The organism is Pseudomonas mandelii, assembly GCF_024138395.1.
In the GTDB taxonomy this organism is placed as follows: Bacteria; Pseudomonadota; Gammaproteobacteria; order Pseudomonadales; family Pseudomonadaceae; genus Aquipseudomonas; species Aquipseudomonas mandelii_E.
Window position 1 is genome coordinate 152,054 of sequence record NZ_JAMYDU010000003.1, and the last position, 23,934, is coordinate 175,987.

The window sequence follows — 23,934 nt, forward strand, 5'->3', positions numbered from 1 at the left end:
CACACTGATCCGATTACTTTTCAGCCAAAACACAAATCCTGTGGGAGCGAGCTTGCTCGCGATAGCGGAGTGCTAGTCAGCATTTTTGTCACTGATACACCGCCATCGCGAGCAAGCTCGCTCCCACAGAGGTAGTGATTAACTTGGCATCATTCGGCACACTGGCGGTCTGTGTATTTACATCTCAACCAAACTGAGAGGACTGATCATGGTTCTGCGCTCGGAAATTCTGGTGAACAAAAACGTGCTCCCGACTAAAGAACAAGCTCTGCCTGGCCGCGAAACCCCAATGACCGTGCCGGAAAAACACTTCGTCCACGACGCGCCGCTGCTGGGCCCTTTCGCGATGGACGTGGATTTCGCGATCTTCGGCCTGGGCTGCTTCTGGGGCGCGGAGCGCAAGTTCTGGCAGCGCGAAGGCGTGGTCAGTACGGCGGTGGGCTACGCTGGCGGCTTTACGCCGAACCCGACGTATGAAGAAGTCTGCTCGGGCCTGACCGGCCACAGCGAAGTGGTTCTGGTGGTCTACGAGCCGGCAAAAGTCAGCTACGAAGAGCTGTTGAAGATGTTCTGGGAACTGCACAACCCGACCCAGGGCATGCGCCAGGGCAATGACATCGGCACCCAGTACCGCTCGGTGATCTACGCCACCAACCCGACACAACTGGCTGCGGCCAAGCACAGCGAGCAAGTATTCCAGGCCGAGTTGACCAAGGCTGGCAAAGGCACCATCACCACCGAAATCGAAGAAGCCCCGACGTTCTACTTCGCCGAGGCGTATCACCAGCAGTACCTGGCGAAAAACCCTGAAGGGTATTGCGGGATTGGTGGTACGGGCGTGACTTGCCCAATCTGATTTTCGGGCCCTGAAAGCATCGCGGGCAAGCCCGCTCCCACAAGGTGATGTGTCTGACCACTATGTTGTGATCGACATAAATCCCTGTGGGAGCGGGCTTGCCCGCGATGGCGTCGGATCAGACACCACTAATGCAATTATCAACTCTCAGCAATCAACCAATCCATCTGCCACCCACCCTGGGTCTGCCCCAACTTCTTGGACAACCACGGCAGCAACTCACGCAATTCCTCTTCCAGCCCCCATGGCGGATTAGCAATCGCCAATCCCGAACCATTCAGGCTATTGGGCGTATCCAACGGATGCACCAACAACTCCACGCGCAACAACTTCGGCGCGCCCGTGCCGGCCAGGTCCTGATAGAAACGACGTAACATGCGCTGATCCTTCACCGGATACCAGATCGCCGCCACCGTCTGACGCATCCGGCCAATCGCCTCTTTCAACGACGCCGCACAGCGCTGCATCTCATCGAGCTGCTCGAACGGCGGATCGATCAACATCACCGCCCGCTTCTCCTGCACCGGCAACATTGCGCGCGGCACATGCCAACCTTCGCCCAGGTGAACCTTCACCCGACGATCACCGGCCATGTTGTCCTTGAGCAGCAAGCCATCTTCTGGGTGCTTCTCGTTGAGCATCAGCCGATCCTGCGGCCGCGTCAGCCGCCGCGCCAACTCCGGCGACCCCGGGTAATAGCGCAACTGGCCATCCGGGTTCATGTCGTGCAGCACCTTCATGTAATCGGCAGTCAGCGCCGGCTGATCCGGCTGATCCCACAACCGCGCGATCCCTTCCAGGTACTCACCGGTACGACTGGCCTGATCGCCCTGCAGGTCATACAGACCAATACCGGCGTGAGTGTCGAGATAGGCAAACGGCTGCTCCTTGCGCGACATCAAGGCGATGAGGCGGGTCAAAGTCAGGTGTTTGAACACATCGGCGTGATTGCCGGCATGGAAGGCGTGACGATAATTCATGATTGCTCCTGCGAAGGCCGGGAAGTTTACCTTGTACGGGGCTGGACGTCAGGGGTTCGCGGCTGAGTGGACAATCCTGATGCCGCCAACTCTACACGGCGATCGTTCCTACGCTCCGCGTGGGAATGCCTCAAGGGACGCTCCGCGTTCCAGCCACACCGCCGCTGTCGAGCCAGACACCGATGTGACGCAGAGCGTCACGGGCTGCATTCCCACGCAGAGCATGGGAACGATCATTCTGCGGCGTTACTCCGAAGGCCGAGCCCGCAACCGCCGCCCAATCACATCCAGCACATCACACCCATCGCGCAATGGAATGGCACAGAGCAAGGCAAAGTCACTGAAAATGAAGGATTCGCACTCGACCGAACCGCGCATCGACATGTTCTCAAGCACCTGGGTGACTGCACGAATTCGATAGTTGGCAGCGTCATACAAAACATCGAGCGGCGCGTGGGTATCGACGAACAGCGTGGGCATGTCGGTGCAGTTGCTGGTCAACGCCATGAAGCGGTTTTCGGGATGAGGGGTTATTTTTTCGTAGGGTGGATCTGGGGTCAGTGTTTTCATTTTTTGGGACCTTTGGCGGATAAATTTAGGCTACCACCGGCCTTTCCTACGGGCTTGGGTGGCAGCCGTACGCGAGAGTAGGAAACTGAGGAGATCCACCAAAACTCAGCCACGCCGAAGCGTGTCCCGCGTACAGCCGCCGCGAACGATGTTACGGACACAAATTAAGTGCCGCAATCAAACGACAGCGCTGATGCGCGGTAAATCTCCAAGGGTTCCTACACCCTGCCACTGCATATGCAGCGACAGCCAAAGACTATCCATGGATCTCACCTCGCACCAGTTCATGGAAACCGATACGTTTTGAAGGAAACTTCCGACGACCTTGCCCAGAAATTTCGCACCCATTTGCCATCAAGGATGATCAAGTCGACTAGTCAGTCTGTCAGCGATATGGCGCAACCAAAGCTCGCCTGATTCCCACACAGTCCAATAGCAGTAATAACAGCTCAGCTCTTTCAACAAGTACTCCCGCAACACAAACTCATTTTTCCGCTGATCAAGCAGTACATTGAGCTCTTGCCGGACCACCATTAGATTTTCAGGATCGGAGTCAGCTAAAAAAGCATCAATCACTTGCTCAGCCGTATCGTGTTCTACCGTCCAATCCTGATGAAAATACGCACCAAAAAATCGTGCAACTCAGTATATTTCATGTTCATGCCTATCGATTTAATCAAACGATGATCTATAAATTAAAGATCCCTCACTCGTCAAGAATATCAACAACATGATTCAACCATACTTCTCCTGACTCCCATTCGTGCCAGTAGCAGTAACAACAGCCCATGCTTTTAAGCAGAAACTCTCTCAGCTCAAGCTCAGGCATATGCATTTCGAGCAGAGCAGCAAGTTCACTTTTCACCCCTAAAACTGTCTCGACCGTTGAGTCAGACAGGAAAGACCTAACAACATCATCAGCAATGTCGGACTCACACATCCAGTCCTCATTAAAATAGGCCCCCAAGAACTGGTAAAGCTGCGAAAACGAATCATCGATCACTTGCATACCCCGTCAATATAATGTAGCCAGCCGGCGAACTTGTCGTTCTCTGAAGTATTAATTTTATGACGGATAAAGGTTCAAGCTTTCCACTGTTACGAACAACCCCAACACCTACCGGTGCCGACATTGGTTCTGTAATAACGAGTTTGCGTGCCTTCCCTTTCATAAATTCATCAATTAATTTTTTGTTTTTACCCATAACACTTGAAACTATAGCCTCTGCGGAAGTTCGATTAGGAAATGTCGACGCGATTGGTATATTTGGCTCCGCCTTGAGCCTGTCTCGCAACTGCGCCTCGGCCCGATCAATATGTTTCGCAATAAGATGCCCTCCCTGAGCCTCGTGCGCAGCCAAACCACCACCCGGAACAATTTCGCTGAACGGCCCCTCTGGATCGCCGGGGCAAGGTAGACATGCCAACCCCAACGGATCAACCCACCCCGTCGGATTCGGCGTGTATTGATACTGGTTCAGTCCACCCGCCAACTTGATCGGGTCCGGCGTCAGGTACCGTCCAATATCCGGATTGTAGTAGCGATGCCGGTTGTAGTGCAGGCCGCTCTCGGCGTCGAAGTACTGCCCTTGAAAACGTAGCGGCTGATCGAGCTGCTCTACTCCGCCGAACGCCAGATGCGTCACCTTGCCGTAGGCGTTGTACTTCGCCGACCAGACAATCTCGCCGCTGTAATCGGTCAGTTCCTGCGGCGTGCCGAGGTGGTCGAGCTGGTAGTAAAACGGGCAGGCCTTGCGCGGGCCTTTGCCGTCGAGCATGGCCAGCGGGCGGAAGCTGCCGGGTTCGTAGACGTAGCTGCGGTAGTGTGCGCGGCTGCTTTCGGCGATGAGGTTATCGCCTTGCCAGAAGAACTCGGTGGTGTGGCCGTCGACGGTTTTGGCGATGCGCCGGCCGAAGGCGTCGTAGCGGTAGCTTGAGCAACGACCGTCCGGCGTGGTGACGCCGATCAGCCGGTGCTGGCAGTCGTAACGGTATTCGGTGACGAGTTTTTGCCCGGTGCCGCGGCGTTCGCGGATCAGGTTGCCGAAGGCGTCGTAGTCATAATGACGGTCGCCTTGCATGAGCAGACGATTACCCAGCACCTTCGCGGGGCCGGGTCGATCCTGCATAAGCAGGTTGCCGGCCGGGTCGTGGGCGAAGGTTTCCGCTGGGTCGTCGCGGGTGTGGCGCACGCGGGTCAGGCGGTTGAGTGCGTCGTAGTAATAGCTGCGTTGGCCATGACGGCTGTCGGCGATGGTTGCCAGGTTGCCGTTGACCGCATACCCGTAATGGCGCATGTACAGCGGACTGGATTGCTGGTTGATGGCGTGGGCTTGCAACCGGCCTTGTTCGTCGTAGTGGTATTGGCTGGTGAGCTGACCTTGTTGGCGTTGCTGTTCGCGGCCGAAGGCGAATTGGTGGGTGGTGAGGCGTGTGCCATTGAGGTCGATCGCGGTCAGCGCGCCGCCCTTGGCGTGGTGGTAGTCGAGTTTGCTGCCGTCCGGCAGGCGCAGGCGCTTGAGCTGGCCGCAAGCGTCATAGCCATAACGCAAGGTGCCCCAACCCTGATGTTCGGTGACCAGGCGGTCCTGCTGGTCGTACTCGAATTCCAGCGGATGGTCGTGACCATCGTCGACGCTGGTCAATCGACCCAGCGAGTCGTAGCGGTACTCGACCTGGATGCCGTCGGGCAGGGTCTTGGTCAGCAACCGCCCAACCGAGTCCCGCTGATAAGCCGTGATCAGCTGCGAGCCGTCGTCGCCGAACTCGGTTTTCTCCAGCAGGTGGCCGCTGAGGTCGTAGCTATAAGCGGTACGGCGGCCGTCGAAGCCGGTTTCCTGTCGGATCAGGCCGTTGGGCGTGTAGTCCAGCCGATAGTGTTCGCCGGATTCGTTTTCGATTTCCGTGAGCAGCAGCTGCGCATTGTCGTGGCGGCACTGGAGCTGCGTGCCGTCGGGGTTGATGCGGCGGCTGACCAGGTGCAGATCGTCGGCGTATTCGTAGCGGGTGACGTGGCCCAGTTCATCGCGTTCGGCGGTGATCTGGCCGTAGGCGTTGTAACTGAAGGCGCGGCTGGCGCCGGTAGGCAAAGTCGTCTGGATCAGTCGGCCGATGGCGTCCCATTGGTACTGGGTGACGGCACCGTGTTCGTCCTGACGGGTAATCTGCCGACCCAGCGCATCGTAGGAAAACTTTCGCTGCCCACCGTCCGGCAGTGTTTCCTCAAGCAACTGCCCCAAGACATTCCAGACGAACACATGCCGGCTGGTGTCCGGGTAGCGGATCGACAGCAAACGCCCCTGAGCGTCGTAGTGATAGTGGGTGACCTGACCATTGGGATCGGTGGCTTCGGTGACATCCCCCTGAGCATTGCGCTGATATTTCCACACCGCTTTGCCGCGATAGCGCGCATGCAGGAAGCCGTTGCGGTATTCGTAGGATGTGGGCTCGTCTTCCGGTGGAATCAGCGCCACCAACCGTCCGACTTCGTCGTAACGGTATTCGGTGACGGCGCCGAGCGGATCCTGCTCGGCCACCAAGCGACCCTGTTCGTCGTAGGCCTTGAGCTCTTCGCCACCGTCCAGTCCGACCTTACGCACCAGCCGCGCCCGCTCGTCGTGAAGGTAAACCTCTTGGCTGCCATCGACGTTATGAACCGTGACGCTGCCCTGGTCGTCCCAGACATAGCACGCATCCATCTGCGCAAACGACGCCCAGTGCCGCACGCAGCGCGCCGCCTTGCCGGACCGTTCCCACGCCCAGAAGAAACTCGCCCCACCGGCCAGTTGTCGCTGCAGGATGACGTGCCGGTCGTCATAGTCGTAACGCTCGCTTTCCCCGGCGGCGTTGCTCGCTTCGATCAGTTGCGAGCATTCGTCGTAGTGGTAGCTGACCAGCGTCTGCTCAGTGTGCCAGGCCTCGTCGAGGGTCTGCGCCGGGACAAACACCTGATAGTCGACGGCGATCAGATGGGCGCGGTCATAGCGCAACAACAAGGCGCGACCGGCGCCGTTGTCGAGGCGTTGAATGCGCTGCTGACGGTCGCGGGTGATACGCAAGCGGTTGTTATAGGCGTCGCTGATCGCCGTCAGCCGACCGTTGTGAAAGTGATAAAAACGCGTGTCGTCGCCGGCCTGGGCGAGGATCAGTTCCTCGGGATCCTCGCCGAGATAAATCGCCGCGCGTGACAGGCTGTTGTGGATCGCCGGGCGCTCAATAGATGGCAGCGGGAACGTCGTGCGACGGTTTTCGTGGTCGATCCAGATGACGGTGTCGCCATCGATTTCCAGCCGATGGGCGAGCGAATGGCTCCAGCCAAAACCCAGCCCGCAATCGATCTCGGCGGCGCTGGTGCGATAGAGCCGGGTGAAGTCGAACGGCAGGAGCCCGTCCAGCGAACCGTCGGTGAGGGTCAGCAGTTCTTCGCCGGTGACCATCGACACCGGGCATTTGTTGGTCGCGGTTTTATCCGCTGAATCGGCGCTATCGCCGTTGGGGTTTTTCGCCTGATCCGGGACGTCGTCGTGGTGTTCGTCCTTTTTCAGTGTGGTGTTCTTGCGGCCATTCCAGCGCAATTGCATGCGACCCTTTTTCAGTCCCGCTGCAACACCGCGCGCGGCGACTTTTTTATAGCGGTCGACGTACTCCATGAAGTTGTTGATGATCGCGACCATCGACTTCACGAAGCCCATTGCGGCCTGAAAAATCTGCGCGCCGTACTTGGCCAGGCGCACCGTCAGCCAGGCAATGCCTACCCCAACGACACTCAGCACCAAGCCAATTAACAAGTCGGTGACCAAGCCGACCACGACCTTGGAAACGGCTTCAGCCGAGGACCCGGCAAGTTGCGAAGGTGGCAATGCTTCGAGCCATAGCACTGCGGTGCGTACCAGCAAACACAGCGCTGCCTCGTCGCTGGCCAGCAACATGGCCTTTTCCATTTTGTCTGGGGCAGTGACGGCCAGATCGGCGAGTTGACCGGCACTTTCACCGAGCTTTTCGGCAAAGGCGTCGGGATCTTTCAGGATGTCGGTGAGTTCACCAATGCCATCCCAAATAGCCTGAATTGCAGCCCAACCTCCCGCGAGCACTCCATTTCCCACTGCTGCCAATGAAGCAGATGCCGATTGCTGCGACCATTGCGGTTTGAACCCCTCCCACTCCTTGCGCAGCCAGCCCTCCAGTTCTGTGGTCAGGCCGTCGTAGGAGGAAAAAAGATCATCGATTTGAGTTGGGGTAACTTCACTTTGAACATGAACGCGATAGAACTTGCCGGGTAAGCCTTCGAACTGCCCTTTACCGTTTTCATCGAGCGTCACAGGCGTCGACTTACCGCCATCCTGGGCAATCACATCGACCTGAATATTCCCCAACGGAATGTCATAAACCGATTCAAACTTGCTCTCGATTTCCAGAATTCCGCTGTCCGGACACTGCGCAACGCCGGAGAGAAAATCATCGTCGCGACTACTTACAGACTTGCTGGCATTACCCAGCTTGATCACCCGCTCCATGTCCATCAGCGACGGCATATCCGTAGTTCGGCTGACCCTGTCCGCATTCCGGCTCAAGAACCTGCCAAGTTGCTGGCGATACAAACTCAAGGTGTCTTTGAAACCGTCGAGCTCCTGCTCGATCCGTACGATCTGATCCATCAGTTCAGCTCCGTCATCAGGTAGTCCACCAAGGCTGATTTCGGTGCTTGAGGCAGGTCCGGCGTTTGCAAAAAGATCGCAACTTTGTGCCGCAACACACTTTCGGAAAACGCGCCGTGAAGGTCTGGGCGGTCCTCGCTCAACCACTTCATCAAGTTGTTGATGCGGGTTGTGGCGGACTCAGTGGCGAGGTGTTTGAGCAGCGATTCAGAAACTTCCCACCACGGGAAAACCCTGGAGGTTTTCAACGCACTGCCGCCGACCTCGAGTGCCTGACCATTAATCAGGCAACGCCCGATGACAGGTATCAGTTGCGCGGCGTTAACCTCGGCAGACTGCAGAATCGGCAGCAGATAACGCCCATCCCAGAAACGGAAAAACACCGCGTTGCCATTGGGCAGCAGCGCTTGCGTGAGAGAACGAAAATGCTCGACGAGCGCCTCTGAAGTGGCAGAAGAAACCGCCAACCACCCCCAATCACGGGACTCAGTGGTGGCAACCCACTCCAAAAACTCACTGCCAGCAGCGACGATTCCGACATAGGGCATCACCGCTTCCCACTCGGCATAGGCGGTGTCTGCCCAGATCGGGCTCGGTGCTTGAGCCGTGATCGAGCGTTGCCAGGCTCTAAAGGGTTCAGCAGCACTGGCACTGCTGAAAATCGCGAACAGTTGCTCCGACTGTGTCAGCGGCTGGCGCTCCAGCCAGGTGTGAGGTGACAAGGCATCAGGCGGCACAAACACCTTCCTTGCAGCGCTCGCACTCTTCGCAGAATGGCGCGTCGCTTTGCAGGCTGAGTATTTGTGCGGCACTGAGCAGCGCCGCCGGGGCGGCTGCGAGTTTCAACGGCACATCCGGCAGGCTCGGCGCCGCCGCCATGGCCGCCATCGGGGCACCACCGACCTGAATCGGCACGCTGCTGAAAATCCCGCCGGGGCCGATGTTGATCCACTGCCCGCCCGCCTGAATGGTCGCGCTGGCGCCGCCGTCGATGACTACTTGCTGGCCGGCGCTGACGTGAAATTGCTGACTGGCGTTGAGCGCCTGACTGGTCACGCGAATGTGCCGGTCGCCGACCACCACCAAGTGATCGTCCAGCCGCACTTCGGTCTGGCGCTGACCGTGAGTGATGCGCTTTTCGTCGGCCTTCAGTTCATGGCGAGCGGTGCCGGTGACGACGATGCTGCGGGCGTTATCGACCTGCACCTGTTGGTCGTTCAGTACGTGCTGGGTCCAGTTTCGCTGGGCACGCAGGTAAATTTCCTCGGCGCCCTTGCGATCCTCGATGCGCAATTCGTTGTAACCGCCGCCACCGGGACTACTTTGGCTGCGGAAAATACTGCGGGTCTTGTCCGCCGGCAGATCGAGTGGCATCGGTGTCGCCGCATTGGGCAGGCAGCCCATCACCAGTGGCTTGTCCGCGTCGGCGTCGACGAATCCCACCAGCACTTCCATGCCGACGCGCGGAATCATCACGCTGCCGTAGCGGTCGTGCGCCCAGCCAGTGGCGACGCGCAGCCAGCAACTGGAATGCTCGTTGAGCTGACCCTCACGGTCCCATGCGAGCTGAACCTTGACCCGGCCGTACTCGTCGCAATGGATTTCGCTGTCAGTCGGACCGGTGACCACGGCGGGTTGATAGCCAAGCATGCGCGGCTTTTCTGGCCCCAGTGGCGGGCGAAAGGAAACGTCCCACGGCGTCGCCAGAAAGGTATTGCGATAGCCCTGGAAATCATCCGGGCTGTCGCTGGTAGCCGACTCTTCCAGCACCTGCGGCTGCCGGCCACGGTGTTCGATTTCGGTGATCAACCACAGGTCATTCCACGCCTGACGCGGATGTTCGGTGAGGTGTAGGAAATGCCCACTGACCAAAGCAGATTCGTCGCCGCGACCTTCGGCCTGGCGGTAATCTGCACCGTGGCGCTCCAAGGCGCGTTGCGCCAGATGTTTGCCGTGTTCGCGATCGGTGAATTGGCCGGGGAAGTGGTAGTCCTCGAGCACCGGTCGCTGCTCACTGTCGAGGCGGCTTTCGAGTTGTAAACGCGGTTTATGGAAGTCGTAGTCCCGGCGAGTGACCGCGGTGGTCCGGGTTTCCAGCCGCACGTTGAAACGCTTGATCGCTGGTGCATCCGCGGCCATCCCGCTGCCTGGCAGGTACAGCGTCGGCTCGGGCAGCCGGGGGAAAACCGTCTGATCATCGCCGAACACCAACAGATGCCTGTCGGGGCTGTGCTGGAAGTGGTAATGAATGCCGACTTCTGCACACAACCGCTGGATGAACGCCAAATCGCTTTCAGCGTATTGCACGCAATACTCGCGATCGGGGTAGTCGCTGCCGAGCTGAAACTCGAAGGCATCGCGCTGGATGCCGTGGTCTTTGAGGATTTGCGTGACGATCGCCGGCACGCTTTTATGCTGGAAGATTCGCTGATTGATACGCCGAGCGAGGTACGCCAGACGCGGTACGAGACTGATCTGGTAGCCCGTCAGACGTTGGCCGGAATCGCTCTGGCCGACGCGAAAAATCTGACCGTGAATACCGAAACCTTGTGCATCGAAACTCAGAAACGCCTGACGGTGCAGCAGGCTTTCGAGTTCCAGATCCGGGCGCTCACTGACCAGTTCCAGGTCAAAACGGTAGGGTTGGCTGATGGCTTCCTTGCCCGTGAACTCAAGTACCTTGAGCTCATTCTGGACGCCGTCGAGGGTCAACGTGAAACGCGGTTGATTGGCAGGCGCGAACATCCGATGTGTCTCTGCAGAATGAAGGCGGGCGATTCTGCATGAGCGACAAGGGGTGTTGAGGGAGGGACAAGGAAATCAGATTTGTCCTGCTTTTTTAGGGATTTTTCCTTCAAAAATCGGTGTATTTGGCTACAGACAACTCCTTAAAACCGCCACCAATCCCTGTGGGAGCGAGCTTGCTCGCGATGGCGTCAGGTCAGTCGACATTGATGTTGAATGATCTACCGCTATCGCGAGCAAGCTCGCTCCCACAGGGGATACGCAATGATTCGAGATTTGCGTTGGCAAAAAAAACGGCCCGCCTCCAAATGGAAGTGGGCCGTTTTCATGTTCAGCGAAAGATCAGAGCATCAGCTCATCCCAATCACTGGTTCAGGCGGAAATCCTTCTCGGCCGCGGCAAAGCGCTGAAGCATGCCGGCGGACGGTGCGCCCATTTTGCTGACGAAGTAGATCGCCAGGCTGGCGAAGATGAAACCAGGGATGATTTCGTACAGACCCAGCAGTTCGAAGTGTTTCCAGACGATCACGGTGATCGCGCCAACCAGGATGCCGGCCAGTGCGCCGTTGCGAGTCATGTCTTTCCAGATCACGGAGATCAGGACAACTGGACCGAACGCAGCACCGAAACCAGCCCAGGCGTAGCTGACCAGACCCAACACACGGTTTTCCGGGTTAGCCGCCAGAGCGATGGCAATCAGGGCAACCAGCAGAACCATGGCACGGCCGACCCAGACCAATTCCATCTGGGAAGCGGTTTTACGCAGGAAGGTTTTGTAGAAGTCTTCGGTCAGGGCGCTCGAGCACACCAGCAGTTGGCAGCTCAGCGTACTCATTACCGCCGCCAGAATGGCCGACAGCAACACACCGGCAACCCATGGGTTGAACAGGATTTTCGCCAGTTCGATAAACACACGTTCGTGGTTTTCGGTCACAGGACCGGCCAGTTCAGGGTGCGCCGAGAAGTAAGCGATACCGAAGAAACCTACAGCGACGGTGCCGCCCAGGCACAGGATCATCCAGGTCATGGAGATGCGACGAGCGTTGGCGATCGACTTGACCGAATCCGCCGCCATGAAACGCGCCAGGATATGCGGCTGGCCGAAGTAGCCGAGGCCCCAGCCCATCAGCGAAATGATGCCGATGAAAGTGGTGTTTTTCAGCATGTCGAAGTTGCTGGCGTCTTGCGCTTCGATGGCCAGAAACGTGGTGTCGACGCCGCCGGTAGCCAGCAGCACGATGATCGGCGTCAGCAGCAGGGCGAAGATCATCAGCGTGGCTTGTACGGTGTCAGTCCAGCTTACTGCCAGGAAACCGCCGACGAAGGTGTAGGCAATCGTCGCCGCAGCACCGGCCCACAGCGCTGTCTCGTAGGACATGCCAAAGGTGCTTTCGAACAGACGGGCACCGGCCACGATGCCGGAAGCGCAGTAGATGGTGAAGAACACCAGGATCACGACCGCGGAGATGATCCGCAGCAGGCCGCTTTTATCTTCAAAACGGCTGGAGAAGTAATCCGGCAGGGTCAGTGCATCGCCGTTGTGCTCGGTCTGCACGCGCAGACGGCCGGCGACGAACAGCCAGTTCAGGTAAGCACCGATGATCAGGCCGATGGCGATCCAGCTTTCGGAAAGACCGGACATGTAGATAGCGCCCGGCAGGCCCATCAACAACCAGCCGCTCATGTCGGAAGCACCGGCAGAAAGCGCGGTTACGACGCTGCCCAGGCTACGACCGCCCAGAATGTAGTCAGAAAGGTTGTTGGTGGAGCGATAGGCCATGAAGCCGATCAGCACCATTGCTGCGATGTAGATCACGAACGTGATCAGGGTTGGATTGCTTACGCTCATTGAGTTACGCCCTGGCATTGTTTTTATGTAACGGCGGCTGGTGAACCGCTCGCAAACGACGACGTTTGACAGACGATTCCGGATACCGCGCATTTATGACTGATGTTTCCCCAGGAAAGCCATCAGCCGGCGCACCGATCTTTTGACCGGTTGCACCTTGGCCGCGAATGCTATTCAACAAAGCAAATAAGGTGCAACCAGTTTCGTGCGAATAAGTTGCACCTAGTCGGATTTTTCTGAAAAGAGTCGGTTTTTGCTCCTTTTTAGGGCGTTTTTCGGGTTGCACTAGAAGTAAAAGCACCAAGCAGGCGCGGGAGGGATGTACCAGAATTAATTTCCTGACGAGCTGCTTATTATTCCGACAAAAAAAGGGTTGCACCCGGTTGCACCTCGACCGACGCACAGCTAATCTTGCCGCCAGCTGATGCCACGCGGTCGTGGCAAACATGAGGATAAAAATATGGCTACCACCACTCTTGGGGTCAAACTTGACGACCCGACCCGCGAACGCCTCAAGGCCGCCGCGACCTCGATTGATCGCACGCCGCACTGGCTGATCAAGCAGGCAATTTTCAATTACCTGGAAAAACTCGAGGGTGGTGCAACCCTGTCCGAGCTGAACGGTTTGAACGGCAAGGAAGTTGACGAAGCCGGCGAGATCCACGTTGATCACGCGCACCAGTGCTTCCTGGAGTTCGCTGAAAGCATCCTGCCGCAATCGGTGCTGCGCGCTTCGATCACTGCCGCCTACCGTCGCCCGGAACCGGAAGTGGTACCGATGCTGATCGAGCAGGCGCGCTTGCCTGCAACGATGGCCGAGGCCACCAACAAGCTTGCCGCCTCGATTGCCGAGAAACTGCGCAATCAGAAAAGCGCCGGCGGCCGTGCCGGAATTGTTCAGGGCCTGTTGCAGGAATTTTCCCTGTCGTCCCAGGAAGGCGTGGCACTGATGTGCCTGGCCGAAGCGCTGCTGCGCATCCCGGACAAAGGCACCCGTGACGCCCTGATCCGCGACAAAATCAGCACCGGCAACTGGCAGCCGCACTTGGGCAACAGCCCGTCGCTGTTCGTCAATGCCGCCACGTGGGGCTTGCTGCTGACCGGCAAACTGGTCGCCACCCACAACGAAGCCGGCCTGACTTCGTCCCTGAGCCGCATCATCGGCAAGAGCGGCGAGCCGATGATCCGCAAGGGCGTCGACATGGCCATGCGCCTGATGGGCGAGCAGTTCGTCACCGGCGAAACCATCGCCGAAGCCTTGGCCAATGCCAGCAAGTTCGAAGCCAAGGGCTTCCGCTATTCCTACGACATGCTGGGTGAAGCCGCACTCACCGAGCATGACGCCCAGAAGTACCTGGCCTCGTACGAACAAGCCATCCACTCGATCGGCAAAGCCTCTCACGGTCGTGGGATTTATGAAGGCCCGGGCATTTCGATCAAGCTGTCCGCCTTGCACCCGCGTTACAGCCGCGCCCAGTACGAGCGCGTGATGGACGAGCTGTACCCGCGCCTGCTGTCGCTGACCTTGCTGGCCAAGCAATACGACATCGGCCTGAACATCGACGCCGAAGAAGCCGACCGCCTCGAGCTGTCGCTGGATCTGCTCGAGCGTCTGTGCTTCGAGCCGCAACTGACCGGCTGGAACGGCATCGGTTTCGTGATCCAGGCTTACCAGAAGCGTTGCCCATATGTGATCGATTACGTGATTGACCTGGCTCGCCGCAGCCGTCATCGCCTGATGATTCGTTTGGTAAAAGGTGCGTACTGGGACAGCGAAATCAAGCGCGCCCAGGTCGAAGGTCTGGAAGGCTATCCGGTCTATACCCGCAAGGTGTACACCGACGTTTCCTACATCGCGTGTGCACGCAAACTGCTGTCGGTGCCGGAAGTCATTTATCCGCAGTTCGCCACGCACAACGCCCACACCTTGTCGGCCATCTACCACATCGCCGGTCAGAACTATTACCCCGGTCAGTACGAGTTCCAGTGCCTGCACGGCATGGGCGAACCGCTGTACGAACAGGTTGTAGGCAAAGTTTCCGAAGGCAAGCTGAACCGTCCGTGCCGCGTGTACGCCCCGGTCGGTACTCACGAAACACTGCTGGCGTACCTGGTGCGTCGTCTGCTGGAAAACGGCGCGAACACTTCGTTCGTCAACCGCATCGCAGACCAGTCTATTTCGATTCAGGAGCTGGTGGCCGATCCAGTGGCCAGCATCGAGCAGATGGCTACGCTGGAAGGCGGTTTCGGCCTGCCGCACCCGCGTATCCCGCTGCCGCGTGACCTGTATGGTGCCGAGCGCGCCAACTCCAGCGGCATCGACATGGCCAACGAACATCGTCTGGCTTCGCTGTCGTGTGCTTTGCTGGCCACCGCTCACAACCACTGGAAAGCGGCGCCGATGCTCGGTTGCGCATCCAGCACTGAAACCCCTGAGCCAGTCCTGAACCCGTCCGATCTGCGTGATGTAGTCGGCCACGTACAGGAAGCCACCGTCGAAGACGTCGACAATGCGATCCAGTGCGCCCTGAAAGCCGCACCGATCTGGCAGGCCACCCCGCCAGCTGAACGCGCGGCGATTCTGGAACGTGCCGCCGATTTGATGGAAGGCGAGATCCAGCCATTGATGGGTCTGTTGGCTCGCGAAGCCGGCAAGACCTTCGCCAACGCCATCGCCGAAGTGCGTGAAGCCGTGGACTTCCTGCGTTATTACGCGGTGCAGGCGCGCAATGATTTCACCAACGATGCCCACCGCCCACTGGGTCCGGTGGTTTGCATCAGCCCGTGGAACTTCCCACTGGCAATCTTCAGTGGTCAAGTCGCTGCTGCCCTAGCCGCCGGTAACCCGGTACTGGCCAAACCTGCGGAACAAACCCCGCTGGTGGCTGCTCAAGCCGTGCGTTTGCTGCTCGAAGCCGGGATTCCGCAAGGCGTGCTGCAACTGCTGCCGGGCCGTGGCGAAACCGTCGGCGCCGGTCTGGTCGGTGACGATCGAGTCAAAGGCGTGATGTTCACCGGTTCCACCGAAGTCGCTCGCTTGCTGCAACGCAACATCGCCGGTCGCCTGGATGCTCAGGGTCGTCCGATTCCACTGATCGCCGAAACCGGCGGCCAGAACGCGATGATCGTCGATTCCTCAGCGCTGACCGAACAGGTTGTGATCGACGTGGTGTCGTCGGCATTTGACAGTGCTGGCCAGCGTTGCTCGGCGCTGCGAGTCCTGTGCTTGCAGGAGGATTCCGCCGACCGTGTCATCGAAATGCTCAAGGGCGCCATGGCGGAATGCCGACTCGGTAATCCAGAGCGCCTGTCCGTGGACATTGGCCCGGTGATCGACGCCGAAGCCAAGGCCGGCATCGAGAAGCACATCCAGGCCATGCGCGACAAAGGTCGCAATGTGTATCAGGTGGCAATCGCCAACAGCGAAGAAGTTAAACGCGGCACCTTCGTGATGCCGACCCTGATCGAACTGGAAAGCTTCGACGAACTGCAACGGGAGATCTTCGGCCCGGTGCTGCACGTGGTTCGCTACAAGCGCAAAGAGATCGATCAACTGATCGGTCAGATCAACGCTTCCGGCTACGGCCTGACCCTGGGCGTACACACTCGCATCGACGAGACCATCGCCAAGGTGATCGACAACGTCAATGCCGGTAACGTCTACGTGAACCGCAACATCGTCGGTGCTGTGGTTGGCGTGCAACCGTTCGGCGGCGAAGGCCTGTCGGGTACTGGCCCGAAAGCCGGTGGTCCGCTGTACCTGTACCGCTTGCTGTCGACACGTCCTACCGATGCGATCGAACAATCCTTCGCTCGCGGCGACGCTATCGCTGCACCGGATGTCCGTCTGCGTGATGCCATGAGCAAACCGCTGACCGCGCTGAAAGCCTGGGCCGACAGCAACAAGTTCGCTGACTTGAGCACCCTGTGCGTACAGTTCGCGGCGCAATCGCAGAGCGGGATCACCCGTGTTCTGGCTGGCCCGACCGGCGAGCGCAACAGCTACGCGATCCTGCCGCGCGAACACGTGCTGTGCCTGGCGGAAGTCGAAGGCGATTTGCTGACCCAACTGGCGGCGGTATTGGCTGTAGGTGGTTCGGCAGTGTGGCCGGACGCTGAACCGGGCAAGGCACTGTTCGCACGCCTGCCGAAAGAAGTTCAGGCGCGGATCAAGCGGGTTGCTGACTGGACCAAGGACGAAGTGGTGGTGGATGCGGTTCTGCATCATGGCCATTCCGACCAGTTGCGTGCGGTCTGCCAGCAAGTGGCCAAGCGTGCCGGCGCGATTGTTGGGGTTCATGGCTTGTCGCAGGGCGAGACCAACATTGCGCTGGAACGTCTGGTGATCGAGCGTGCGCTGAGCGTCAACACCGCCGCGGCGGGTGGTAACGCCAGTTTGATGACCATCGGTTAACACCGATAAGCCGGGCACCTGCAAGGGTGCCTGGTTCAGCAAAAATCCCTGTGGGAGCGGGCTTGCCCGCGATAGCGATGCGTCAGTCACCATCAATGTTGATTGACCTGCCGCCATCGCGGGCAAGCCCGCTCCCACAGTGGTTTGTGGTGTTTGCAAAGTTGCTGCGCGGCTCCAACATCACGCTTATCAATCATCCTGTTCAGCCCTTATCAGCACGCCTAGACTCGACCCAACCCCAATTTCAGGTAGGCCGCCATGTCCGAGACGTTGCTCAGTTCCCGTAATCTGGCTTTCGAGCTGTATGAAGTCCTTGATGCCGAGGGCCTGACCCAGCGTGAGCGGTTCGCCGAGCACAACCGCGAGACCTTCGATGCGGCTATCGGTACCGCTCGCAACATCGCCGAGAAGTTCTTCGCCCCGCACAACCGCAAGGGCGATGAGAACGAACCGCGCTATGAGGACGGTCAGGCGATTCTGATTCCGGAAGTGAAACCGGCGGTGGATGCCTTCCTTGAAGCCGGTTTCCTCAATGCCGCGCGCAGTTTCGATGCCGGCGGCATGCAACTTCCTACGCTGCTGTCGCAAGCGTGCTTTGCGCACTTTCAGTCGGCCAACGCAGCGTCGACCTCCTACCCGTTCCTGACCATGGGCGCGGCGAACCTGATCGAAAGCTTCGGCACCGATGAGCAAAAGCAGCGCTTCCTGCAACCGATGATCGACGGCCGTTTCTTGGGCACCATGGCCCTGACCGAACCTCACGCAGGTTCGTCGCTGTCAGATATTCGGACCCGCGCCGAGCCTGCGTCCGACGGCACGTATCGACTCAAGGGCAACAAGATTTTCATCTCCGGCGGCGATCACCCGCTGTCGGAAAACATCGTGCACATGGTGTTGGCCAAGCTGCCGGATGCACCGGCCGGGGTGAAGGGCATTTCGCTGTTTATCGTGCCCAAGTTTTTGGTCAACGATGACGGCAGCCTCGGCAAGCGCAACGACGTATTGCTGGCCGGGTTGTTCCACAAGATGGGCTGGCGCGGCACTACGTCCACCGCGCTGAACTTCGGCGACAATGGCGAATGTGTCGGCTATCTGGTGGGCAAGCCGCACCACGGTTTGAGCTACATGTTCCAGATGATGAACGAGGCGCGGATTGGCGTCGGCATGGGTGCGGTGATGCTGGGTTATGCCGGTTACCTGTATTCCCTGGAATACGCCCGCGAGCGGCCGCAAGGTCGGGTACCGGACAGTAAAGACCCGACCACGGCACCAGTGGCGATCATTCAGCATGCCGATGTCAGACGTATGCTGCTGACGCAAAAATCCTACGTCGAAGGGGCCTTTGACCTCGGGTTGTACGCGGCTCGACTGTTCGACGACACCACGACGCTGGAGAGCGAAGCCGAGCGCAAACAGGCCCATGAGTTGCTCGACTTACTAACGCCGATCGTCAAATCCTGGCCATCGGAGTTTTGCCTTAAGGCCAACGAACTGGCGATCCAGATTCTCGGCGGTCACGGTTACACCCGTGAGTATCCGGTGGAGCAGTATTACCGCGACAATCGCCTGAACCCGATTCATGAAGGGACTCACGGCATTCAATCGCTGGACTTGCTGGGGCGCAAATTGGCGCAGAACGGGGGCGCGGGGCTCAAGCAATTGATCCGCCTGATCGCCGACACCGCCGAGCGAGCGCAGGCGTATGAATCACTGACGCCGCTGCGTGAGCCATTGGAGAAACTGGTGGCACGCCTGCAAACCGTGACCATCGGCCTGCTGACCGATCTGGCTCAAGGCAAAGTCAACAGCAGCCTGGCGAATTCGGCGCTGTACCTGAAAGTGTTCGGGCACACGGTTATCGGCTGGCGCTGGCTGGAACAGGCGATTCGCGCCGAGGAAGGGTTGGCCAAAGGGAACTCGGCGGACGTGAGCTTCTATAAAGGCAAGCTGCAGGCGGCGCGGTATTTCCTGACGTGGGAAGTGCCGGGTTGCCACCATGAGTTGGCATTGCTGGAGGCGCGGGATGATGTGTGCCTGACGATGCGGGATGAGTGGTTTTGATCGAAGCTTTGTGGCGAAGCTGACATCCAATCGCGGGCAAGCCCGCTCCCACAGGATTTGTGTGTTGAATACATCATCTGTGAACAACACATATCCCTGTGGGAGCGGGCTTGCCCGCGATGGCGTCAGTCCAGTCACCACCCGATTCAGCCCAACTTGAACCCACCCATCTGCCGCGCCAAATCATCGGCCAACCGCTGCAACATCTGACAGTCTTCCCGACAAGCCCTGACCTCCCCCGCCGTCGCCCGGGCTAAATCAGAAATCCCCTGCACATTCCGATTGATCTCTTCCGTTACCGCCGACTGCTCTTCCGTCGCCGTCGCCACCTGATGGTTCATGTCGCTGATGCGCTCGACCTGCCCGGTAATCGCCGTCAATGACGCCCCGGTGCGCTGACTCGACTCAACGCCGGTGCCGGTCGCCGCTTGCCCGGCGTGCATGGAAGACACCGCATTCTCCGCGCCCTGCTTGAGGCTGCCGATCATCTGCTGGATCTCGTCGGTGGACGACTGAGTTCGCCGCGCCAGAGTCCGTACTTCATCGGCCACAACGGCAAACCCGCGCCCCATGTCTCCGGCCCGCGCCGCTTCGATGGCAGCGTTGAGCGCCAGCAAATTGGTTTGTTCGGAAATCCCGCGAATCACCGCCAACACCTGATCGATGGACGCCACTTGATGGGCCAACTCGCCCACCGCACCGGCGGCGATGCCAATCTCATCGGACATGCTTTCGATATGCCGAATCGATCCGCCCACCACTTCCCGTGCCTGCAGCGCTTCATCCCGCGCAGTTTGCGAAGCGAGCGCCGCGTTGCCGGCGTTCTGCGCGATTTCCTGCACGGTCAGGCCCATCTCGTGGACAGCGGTGGCGACCATATCGGTCATTTCCTGCTGACGGCCCGAGCGTTCGGCCGTGTTATCCACCACTCGCGCCACTTGGCCGACCGCCGTGCGCAAACGCTCACTGGTGGCCAGGACTTCGCCGATCATGTCGCGCTGACTTTCCAGGAACCGATTGAAGCCGCGAGCGAGGTCACCCAGTTCATCGGCGCGGCTGGAATCTAACCTGTGGGTCAAATCTCCACCACCGCTACCGATGTCTACCAGCGCGGTTGTTACCTGTCGAATCGGCCGTACCAAACCTCGGACCAGCAATACCACCAACAATAGGCACACCAGCGCCACCGCCAAACCGATGGCGCTGCTCATCCACATCGCGCGACGAGCTTCGGCATAGATCTGCGACTGTGGCACTTCGGCCACCAGGGTCCAGCCCAGATCACGCAGCGGCAGGCTCAAGGCCAGAAAATCTTCGCCATCGCGGACAAAACTGCTGGTGGTGGACGCTGTGGAGGTCGAGAGCTGCCCCATGACCGTTTGCGCCGCCGAGGCGCCGATCTGTTCAACCAGCGTGCGCTTGCCGCTGAATTGCGCCTCGGGATGAATCTGGATCAAACCGTCGGAACGCACGAGATAGACCTTGCCGCGCTCACCGAAATTGAAATTGTGGATCAGCTCCGACAGCTCTTTCATGCTCAGCCCGAGGCCAGCGACGCCCACGACTTTGCCGGCCTGCTCGACCTTGAAGTCGATAAACAGCGCCAATTCGCCGGTGGCGGTGTCATTGTCGATATTGAGGGTGCGCGGCTGGTTGCTGTCGAGGAACGAATAGAACCAGGCGTCCTTTGGATTGGAGCGACTGAGGGTCCGGTCCAGGCCTTTTTCAGTGAAGTAATGGTTGGACGCGGTGCCGATGATAATCGCGGTAAAGGCTTTGTGCTCGACGCGGATGCCTTCCAGATACTTCACGAAGGTGTCGGTCTGGGCACTGTTTTCGCCACCGGCCAACCAGTCACGCACCATGCTGTTGCTGGCGATGTCCTTGGCGGCGGTGAGGGGTTGAACGAGGATTCGTTCGATGTCGTTGCGCATCGCTTCGATGCTCGACGGCAGCGCCTGCTCGACCAGATAGCGCTGGGCAAGGCGATTGACCACGAGGGTATAAACGCCAACCACGATCAGAATACTGACCAGCAGGGCGGTGCCCATGCTCAGGATCAACTGCCATTGAATACTGCGTCGCCAGAACTGCATGGAGCACCCCCAAAGAATAAGAGGCTGAAACACTGCAACAGCCGTGCCGATTGTATACAACGCAAACGACAATTTATTCTTTGGTTGTGCGCAAAGCTGATCAGGCCTGATTGATGGTCTTGGCGATCACTTCAACCGTGGCGCTGACTTGCTCTTGGTAACGGTCGAGTTCCTGCTGATGCTGCTTCTTCATTTCGATCTGCTGCGAGCACAGATTCATCGCCGCCAGCACCAGCAAGCGGTCACCGATCAGCGTCGGGTATTTCTTTTTGGTCTCGGCCAGGGCGGCCTTCAACATCAATGCGGCGTCCAGCAGGGTCTGCTCTTCCCCGGCTGGCGCCTTGATCGAATAGTCCTCTCCCAGAATCGAGACGACTTTTACACCCGGGCCGTAACTCATGCGCTGACAGGGCCGGCGCTGACGCGCTCAACCAAGGCCTGAATGCGCGCGGCGGTGACGCCTTGCTTCTCTTCCTGTTCCATCAGGCTCAGTTGCAGGCTTTCGTTTTCATCCTTGACCTGGGCCAGTTCTGCGCTCAGGGATTGATTCGTGCCGAGCAGGGTCTGGTTCTGTTGCACCAGGTCGCTGACCAGTTGTTCCAATTGGCTTAGGGATGTTTCCAACATTTTGATTTTCCGGGCATTTTCAAAGGGCGCGTACGATAAAGAAAAGTCACCACAGATGCCAGGGTTATGCGGGCGCAAAGCCTTGATTTTCCTGGCGGGCGACCTTCTTCGCGAGCTTTAAAGACTGTGAATGGTGGATCTGGTTCCTGCACTTCGTCGCCACGGCCCTTCTGCGACAAAAGCGCGCAGCGCCTCAAGACTTTAGTCGTATGACCGATAAGTCATCCATACAGCAGTCTCAGCCCCGCACGGATGCGCTTTTTTCGGTGAACACCATGTCCTTACGAAATATGAATATCGCACCGCGGGCGTTCCTCGGTTTTGCCTTGATTGGCAGCCTGATGCTGGTTCTGGGGGTGTTCGCGCTGAACCAGATGAGCAAGATTCGCGGCGCCGCCGAGGACATCACCTCCAACAGCGTACCGAGCATTAAAAGCCTCGACGAATTCACTCAGTTAACGCTGCGCCTGCGCGTACTGTCCTACCGTTTGCTGGTGAACCGCGAGCCGGATGTGCAGCAGAAGACCTTGAGCCTGTTCGACACCCGCAGCCAGCAGATCCGTGCGGCTCAGGAAACCTACGAAAAATTGATCGCCAGCCCGCAGGAACGCGCGGCCTACGATCAATATGTGCAGTTGCTGGGGCAGTACCGTCAGATTGAAGACCGGATGAAGAGCCTGTCGCGCAACAATCAGATCGACGAACTGCGTACCCTGCTCAATACCGATTTGCTGACCAACTCCGAAGCAATCAACACCGTGCTCAACCGCTTGATGGAGATCAACACTCAGCAGACCGCCGATACCAACCAACGAGCCGTCGACCAGTACGCCTCGGCCTTCAATCTGGTGATCACCCTGCTGGCGATCGCCACCGGCCTGACTGTTCTGTTCGCCTGGCTGCTGACCAACAGCATCACCAAGCCGATCGCCAACGCCCTGAATGCCGCCGAAGAAATCGCCGAAGGCAACCTGACGCGCCCGATTACCGTCGATGGTGCCGACGAAGCCGGTCGTCTGTTGGCCGCCATGGCGAAGATGCAGGCAAAACTGCGCGACACCCTGCAACGGATTTCCGGTTCGGCCACGCAATTGGCTTCCGCCGCGGAAGAACTCAACAGCGTCACCGACGAAAGTGCTCGCGGCCTGACTCAACAGAACAACGAAATCGAACAGGCTGCCACCGCGGTCAACGAAATGACCAGCGCTGTGGAAGAAGTTGCGCGCAACGCCGTGAGCACCTCCGAAGCTTCGAAAAACGCCACCACTTCGGCGGGCGACGGTCGTGACCTGGTGCAGGAAACCGTGAGCGCCATCGAGCGCATGAGCGCCGATGTGCAGAGCACCGCCACCCTGATCGGTGATCTGGCCAATGAGTCGCGAGACATCGGCAAAGTGCTGGACGTGATTCGCGGCCTGGCCGACCAGACCAACCTGTTGGCGTTGAACGCCGCCATCGAAGCTGCCCGTGCCGGTGAAGCCGGTCGTGGTTTCGCGGTGGTCGCCGACGAAGTGCGTGCCCTGGCCCATCGCACCCAGCAGTCGACCAGCGAAATCGAACGCATGATCGGCAGCATCCAGAGCGGCACCGAACACGCCGTGGATTCGATGCGCAACAGCACCGAACGCGCCGAGTCGACCTTGAACATCGCTCGCGGTGCAGGCCTGTCGCTGGACACCATCAACAGCGCCATCGTCGAAATCAACGAGCGCAACCTGGTGATCGCCAGCGCGGCCGAAGAGCAGGCACAGGTTGCCCGTGAAGTGGACCGCAATCTGGTGAACATTCGTGACCTGTCGGTGCAATCGGCCACCGGCGCCAACCAGACGAGCGCGGCCAGCAACGAGCTGTCGCGCCTGGCGCTGGACCTGAACAATTTGGTTGGGCGGTTTAGCCTCTAAACGAAGATCGCATCACTGCCGAAAAGATCGCAGCCTCGTTTCACTCGACAGCTCCTACAGGTTTACGCAGATCCTTTGTAGGAGCTGTCGAGTGAAACGAGGCTGCGATCTTTGATCTGCAAAAGCTTTTTGACAGCATCACATTTCAACAGGTTAGAATCGCTGGCACGCAGACTGCATG

Annotated in this window: 15 protein-coding genes and 2 pseudogenes; 5 read left to right on the forward strand and 12 right to left on the reverse strand. The window is 58.8% G+C overall.

All coding sequences use genetic code 11. The annotated features are described in order from the left end of the window. Positions 1-208 precede the first annotated feature (208 nt). Positions 209-856 carry a peptide-methionine (S)-S-oxide reductase MsrA gene (gene msrA, locus NHU87_RS06970; RefSeq protein ID WP_095052839.1) on the forward strand — a complete coding sequence of 216 codons (648 nt, stop codon included), beginning with the start codon at positions 209-211 and terminating at the stop codon, positions 854-856. A gap of 140 nt (positions 857-996) precedes the next feature. On the opposite strand, the gene NHU87_RS06975 is transcribed toward msrA, so the two are convergent. The 8 genes from NHU87_RS06975 to putP form a co-directional block, all read right to left on the reverse strand. After that, positions 997-1,836 (reverse strand): 23S rRNA (adenine(2030)-N(6))-methyltransferase RlmJ, encoded by an 840-nt coding sequence (locus NHU87_RS06975; RefSeq protein WP_253546869.1) that lies wholly within the window; start codon positions 1,834-1,836, stop codon positions 997-999. Between the two features lie 246 nt (positions 1,837-2,082). Beyond that, entirely contained in the window at positions 2,083-2,406 is a 324-nt protein-coding gene (locus NHU87_RS06980; protein ID WP_253546870.1) for a hypothetical protein, read from the reverse strand. A gap of 354 nt (positions 2,407-2,760) precedes the next feature. After that, positions 2,761-2,982 carry a hypothetical protein gene (locus NHU87_RS06985; RefSeq protein WP_253546872.1) on the reverse strand — a complete coding sequence of 74 codons (222 nt, stop codon included), beginning with the start codon at positions 2,980-2,982 and terminating at the stop codon, positions 2,761-2,763. A 130-nt stretch (positions 2,983-3,112) separates the two neighbouring features. Continuing rightward, the gene (locus NHU87_RS06990) at positions 3,113-3,415 is read right to left on the reverse strand and encodes a contact-dependent growth inhibition system immunity protein (RefSeq protein WP_253546874.1); all 303 of its coding nucleotides are present in this window, start codon (positions 3,413-3,415) and stop codon (positions 3,113-3,115) included. Continuing rightward, a complete protein-coding gene (locus NHU87_RS06995) occupies positions 3,399-8,060 on the reverse strand; it encodes an RHS repeat protein (protein WP_253546876.1) in 4,662 nt (1,553 codons plus the stop codon). Before NHU87_RS06995 ends, NHU87_RS06990 begins: the two co-directional genes overlap by 17 nt. Further along, a complete protein-coding gene (locus tag NHU87_RS07000) occupies positions 8,060-8,797 on the reverse strand; it encodes a DUF4123 domain-containing protein (RefSeq protein WP_253546878.1) in 738 nt (245 codons plus the stop codon). Before NHU87_RS07000 ends, NHU87_RS06995 begins: the two co-directional genes overlap by 1 nt. Then, positions 8,787-10,805, reverse strand: coding sequence for a type VI secretion system Vgr family protein (locus NHU87_RS07005; protein ID WP_253546880.1), 2,019 nt, complete (start codon positions 10,803-10,805; stop codon positions 8,787-8,789). Before NHU87_RS07005 ends, NHU87_RS07000 begins: the two co-directional genes overlap by 11 nt. 364 nt (positions 10,806-11,169) lie before the next feature. Next, the gene (gene putP, locus NHU87_RS07010; protein WP_253546882.1) at positions 11,170-12,654 is read right to left on the reverse strand and encodes a sodium/proline symporter PutP; all 1,485 of its coding nucleotides are present in this window, start codon (positions 12,652-12,654) and stop codon (positions 11,170-11,172) included. A 460-nt stretch (positions 12,655-13,114) separates the two neighbouring features. Here putP and putA point away from each other — a divergent pair, with 460 nt between their 5' ends. Further along, on the forward strand, positions 13,115-17,068 hold the full coding sequence (gene putA / locus NHU87_RS07015; RefSeq protein ID WP_253546884.1) for a trifunctional transcriptional regulator/proline dehydrogenase/L-glutamate gamma-semialdehyde dehydrogenase: 3,954 nt from the start codon (positions 13,115-13,117) through the stop codon (positions 17,066-17,068). A 258-nt stretch (positions 17,069-17,326) separates the two neighbouring features. Further along, entirely contained in the window at positions 17,327-19,129 is a 1,803-nt protein-coding gene (locus tag NHU87_RS07020; RefSeq protein WP_253546886.1) for an acyl-CoA dehydrogenase, read from the forward strand. Positions 19,130-19,275: 146 nt separating this feature from the next. Here the strand turns inward: NHU87_RS07020 and NHU87_RS28555 are convergent, their stop codons facing one another. The 4 genes and pseudogenes from NHU87_RS28555 to NHU87_RS07035 all read right to left on the reverse strand — a co-directional run bounded on the left by NHU87_RS28555 (position 19,276) and on the right by NHU87_RS07035 (position 21,852). Continuing rightward, entirely contained in the window at positions 19,276-20,121 is an 846-nt protein-coding gene (locus NHU87_RS28555) for a methyl-accepting chemotaxis protein (RefSeq protein WP_437180821.1), read from the reverse strand. A 21-nt stretch (positions 20,122-20,142) separates the two neighbouring features. Then, positions 20,143-21,225 (reverse strand): annotated as a pseudogene (locus NHU87_RS28560) (HAMP domain-containing protein); the annotation flags it as partial. A 100-nt stretch (positions 21,226-21,325) separates the two neighbouring features. Then, positions 21,326-21,625, reverse strand: a complete 300-nt coding sequence (locus NHU87_RS07030; RefSeq protein WP_253546890.1) for a cell division protein ZapA — start codon at positions 21,623-21,625, stop codon at positions 21,326-21,328. Further along, on the reverse strand, positions 21,622-21,852 hold the full coding sequence (locus NHU87_RS07035; RefSeq protein ID WP_253546892.1) for a hypothetical protein: 231 nt from the start codon (positions 21,850-21,852) through the stop codon (positions 21,622-21,624). Before NHU87_RS07035 ends, NHU87_RS07030 begins: the two co-directional genes overlap by 4 nt. Before the next feature lie 290 nt (positions 21,853-22,142). Between NHU87_RS07035 and NHU87_RS28565 the strand changes: the two are divergent. Beyond that, positions 22,143-22,898: pseudogene (locus NHU87_RS28565) on the forward strand (MCP four helix bundle domain-containing protein); the annotation flags it as partial. After that, complete coding sequence (locus tag NHU87_RS28570; protein WP_437180822.1) at positions 22,890-23,753, forward strand: methyl-accepting chemotaxis protein; 864 nt, start codon at positions 22,890-22,892, stop codon at positions 23,751-23,753. The pseudogene NHU87_RS28565 and the gene NHU87_RS28570, both read left to right, overlap by 9 nt. Positions 23,754-23,934 lie beyond the last annotated feature (181 nt).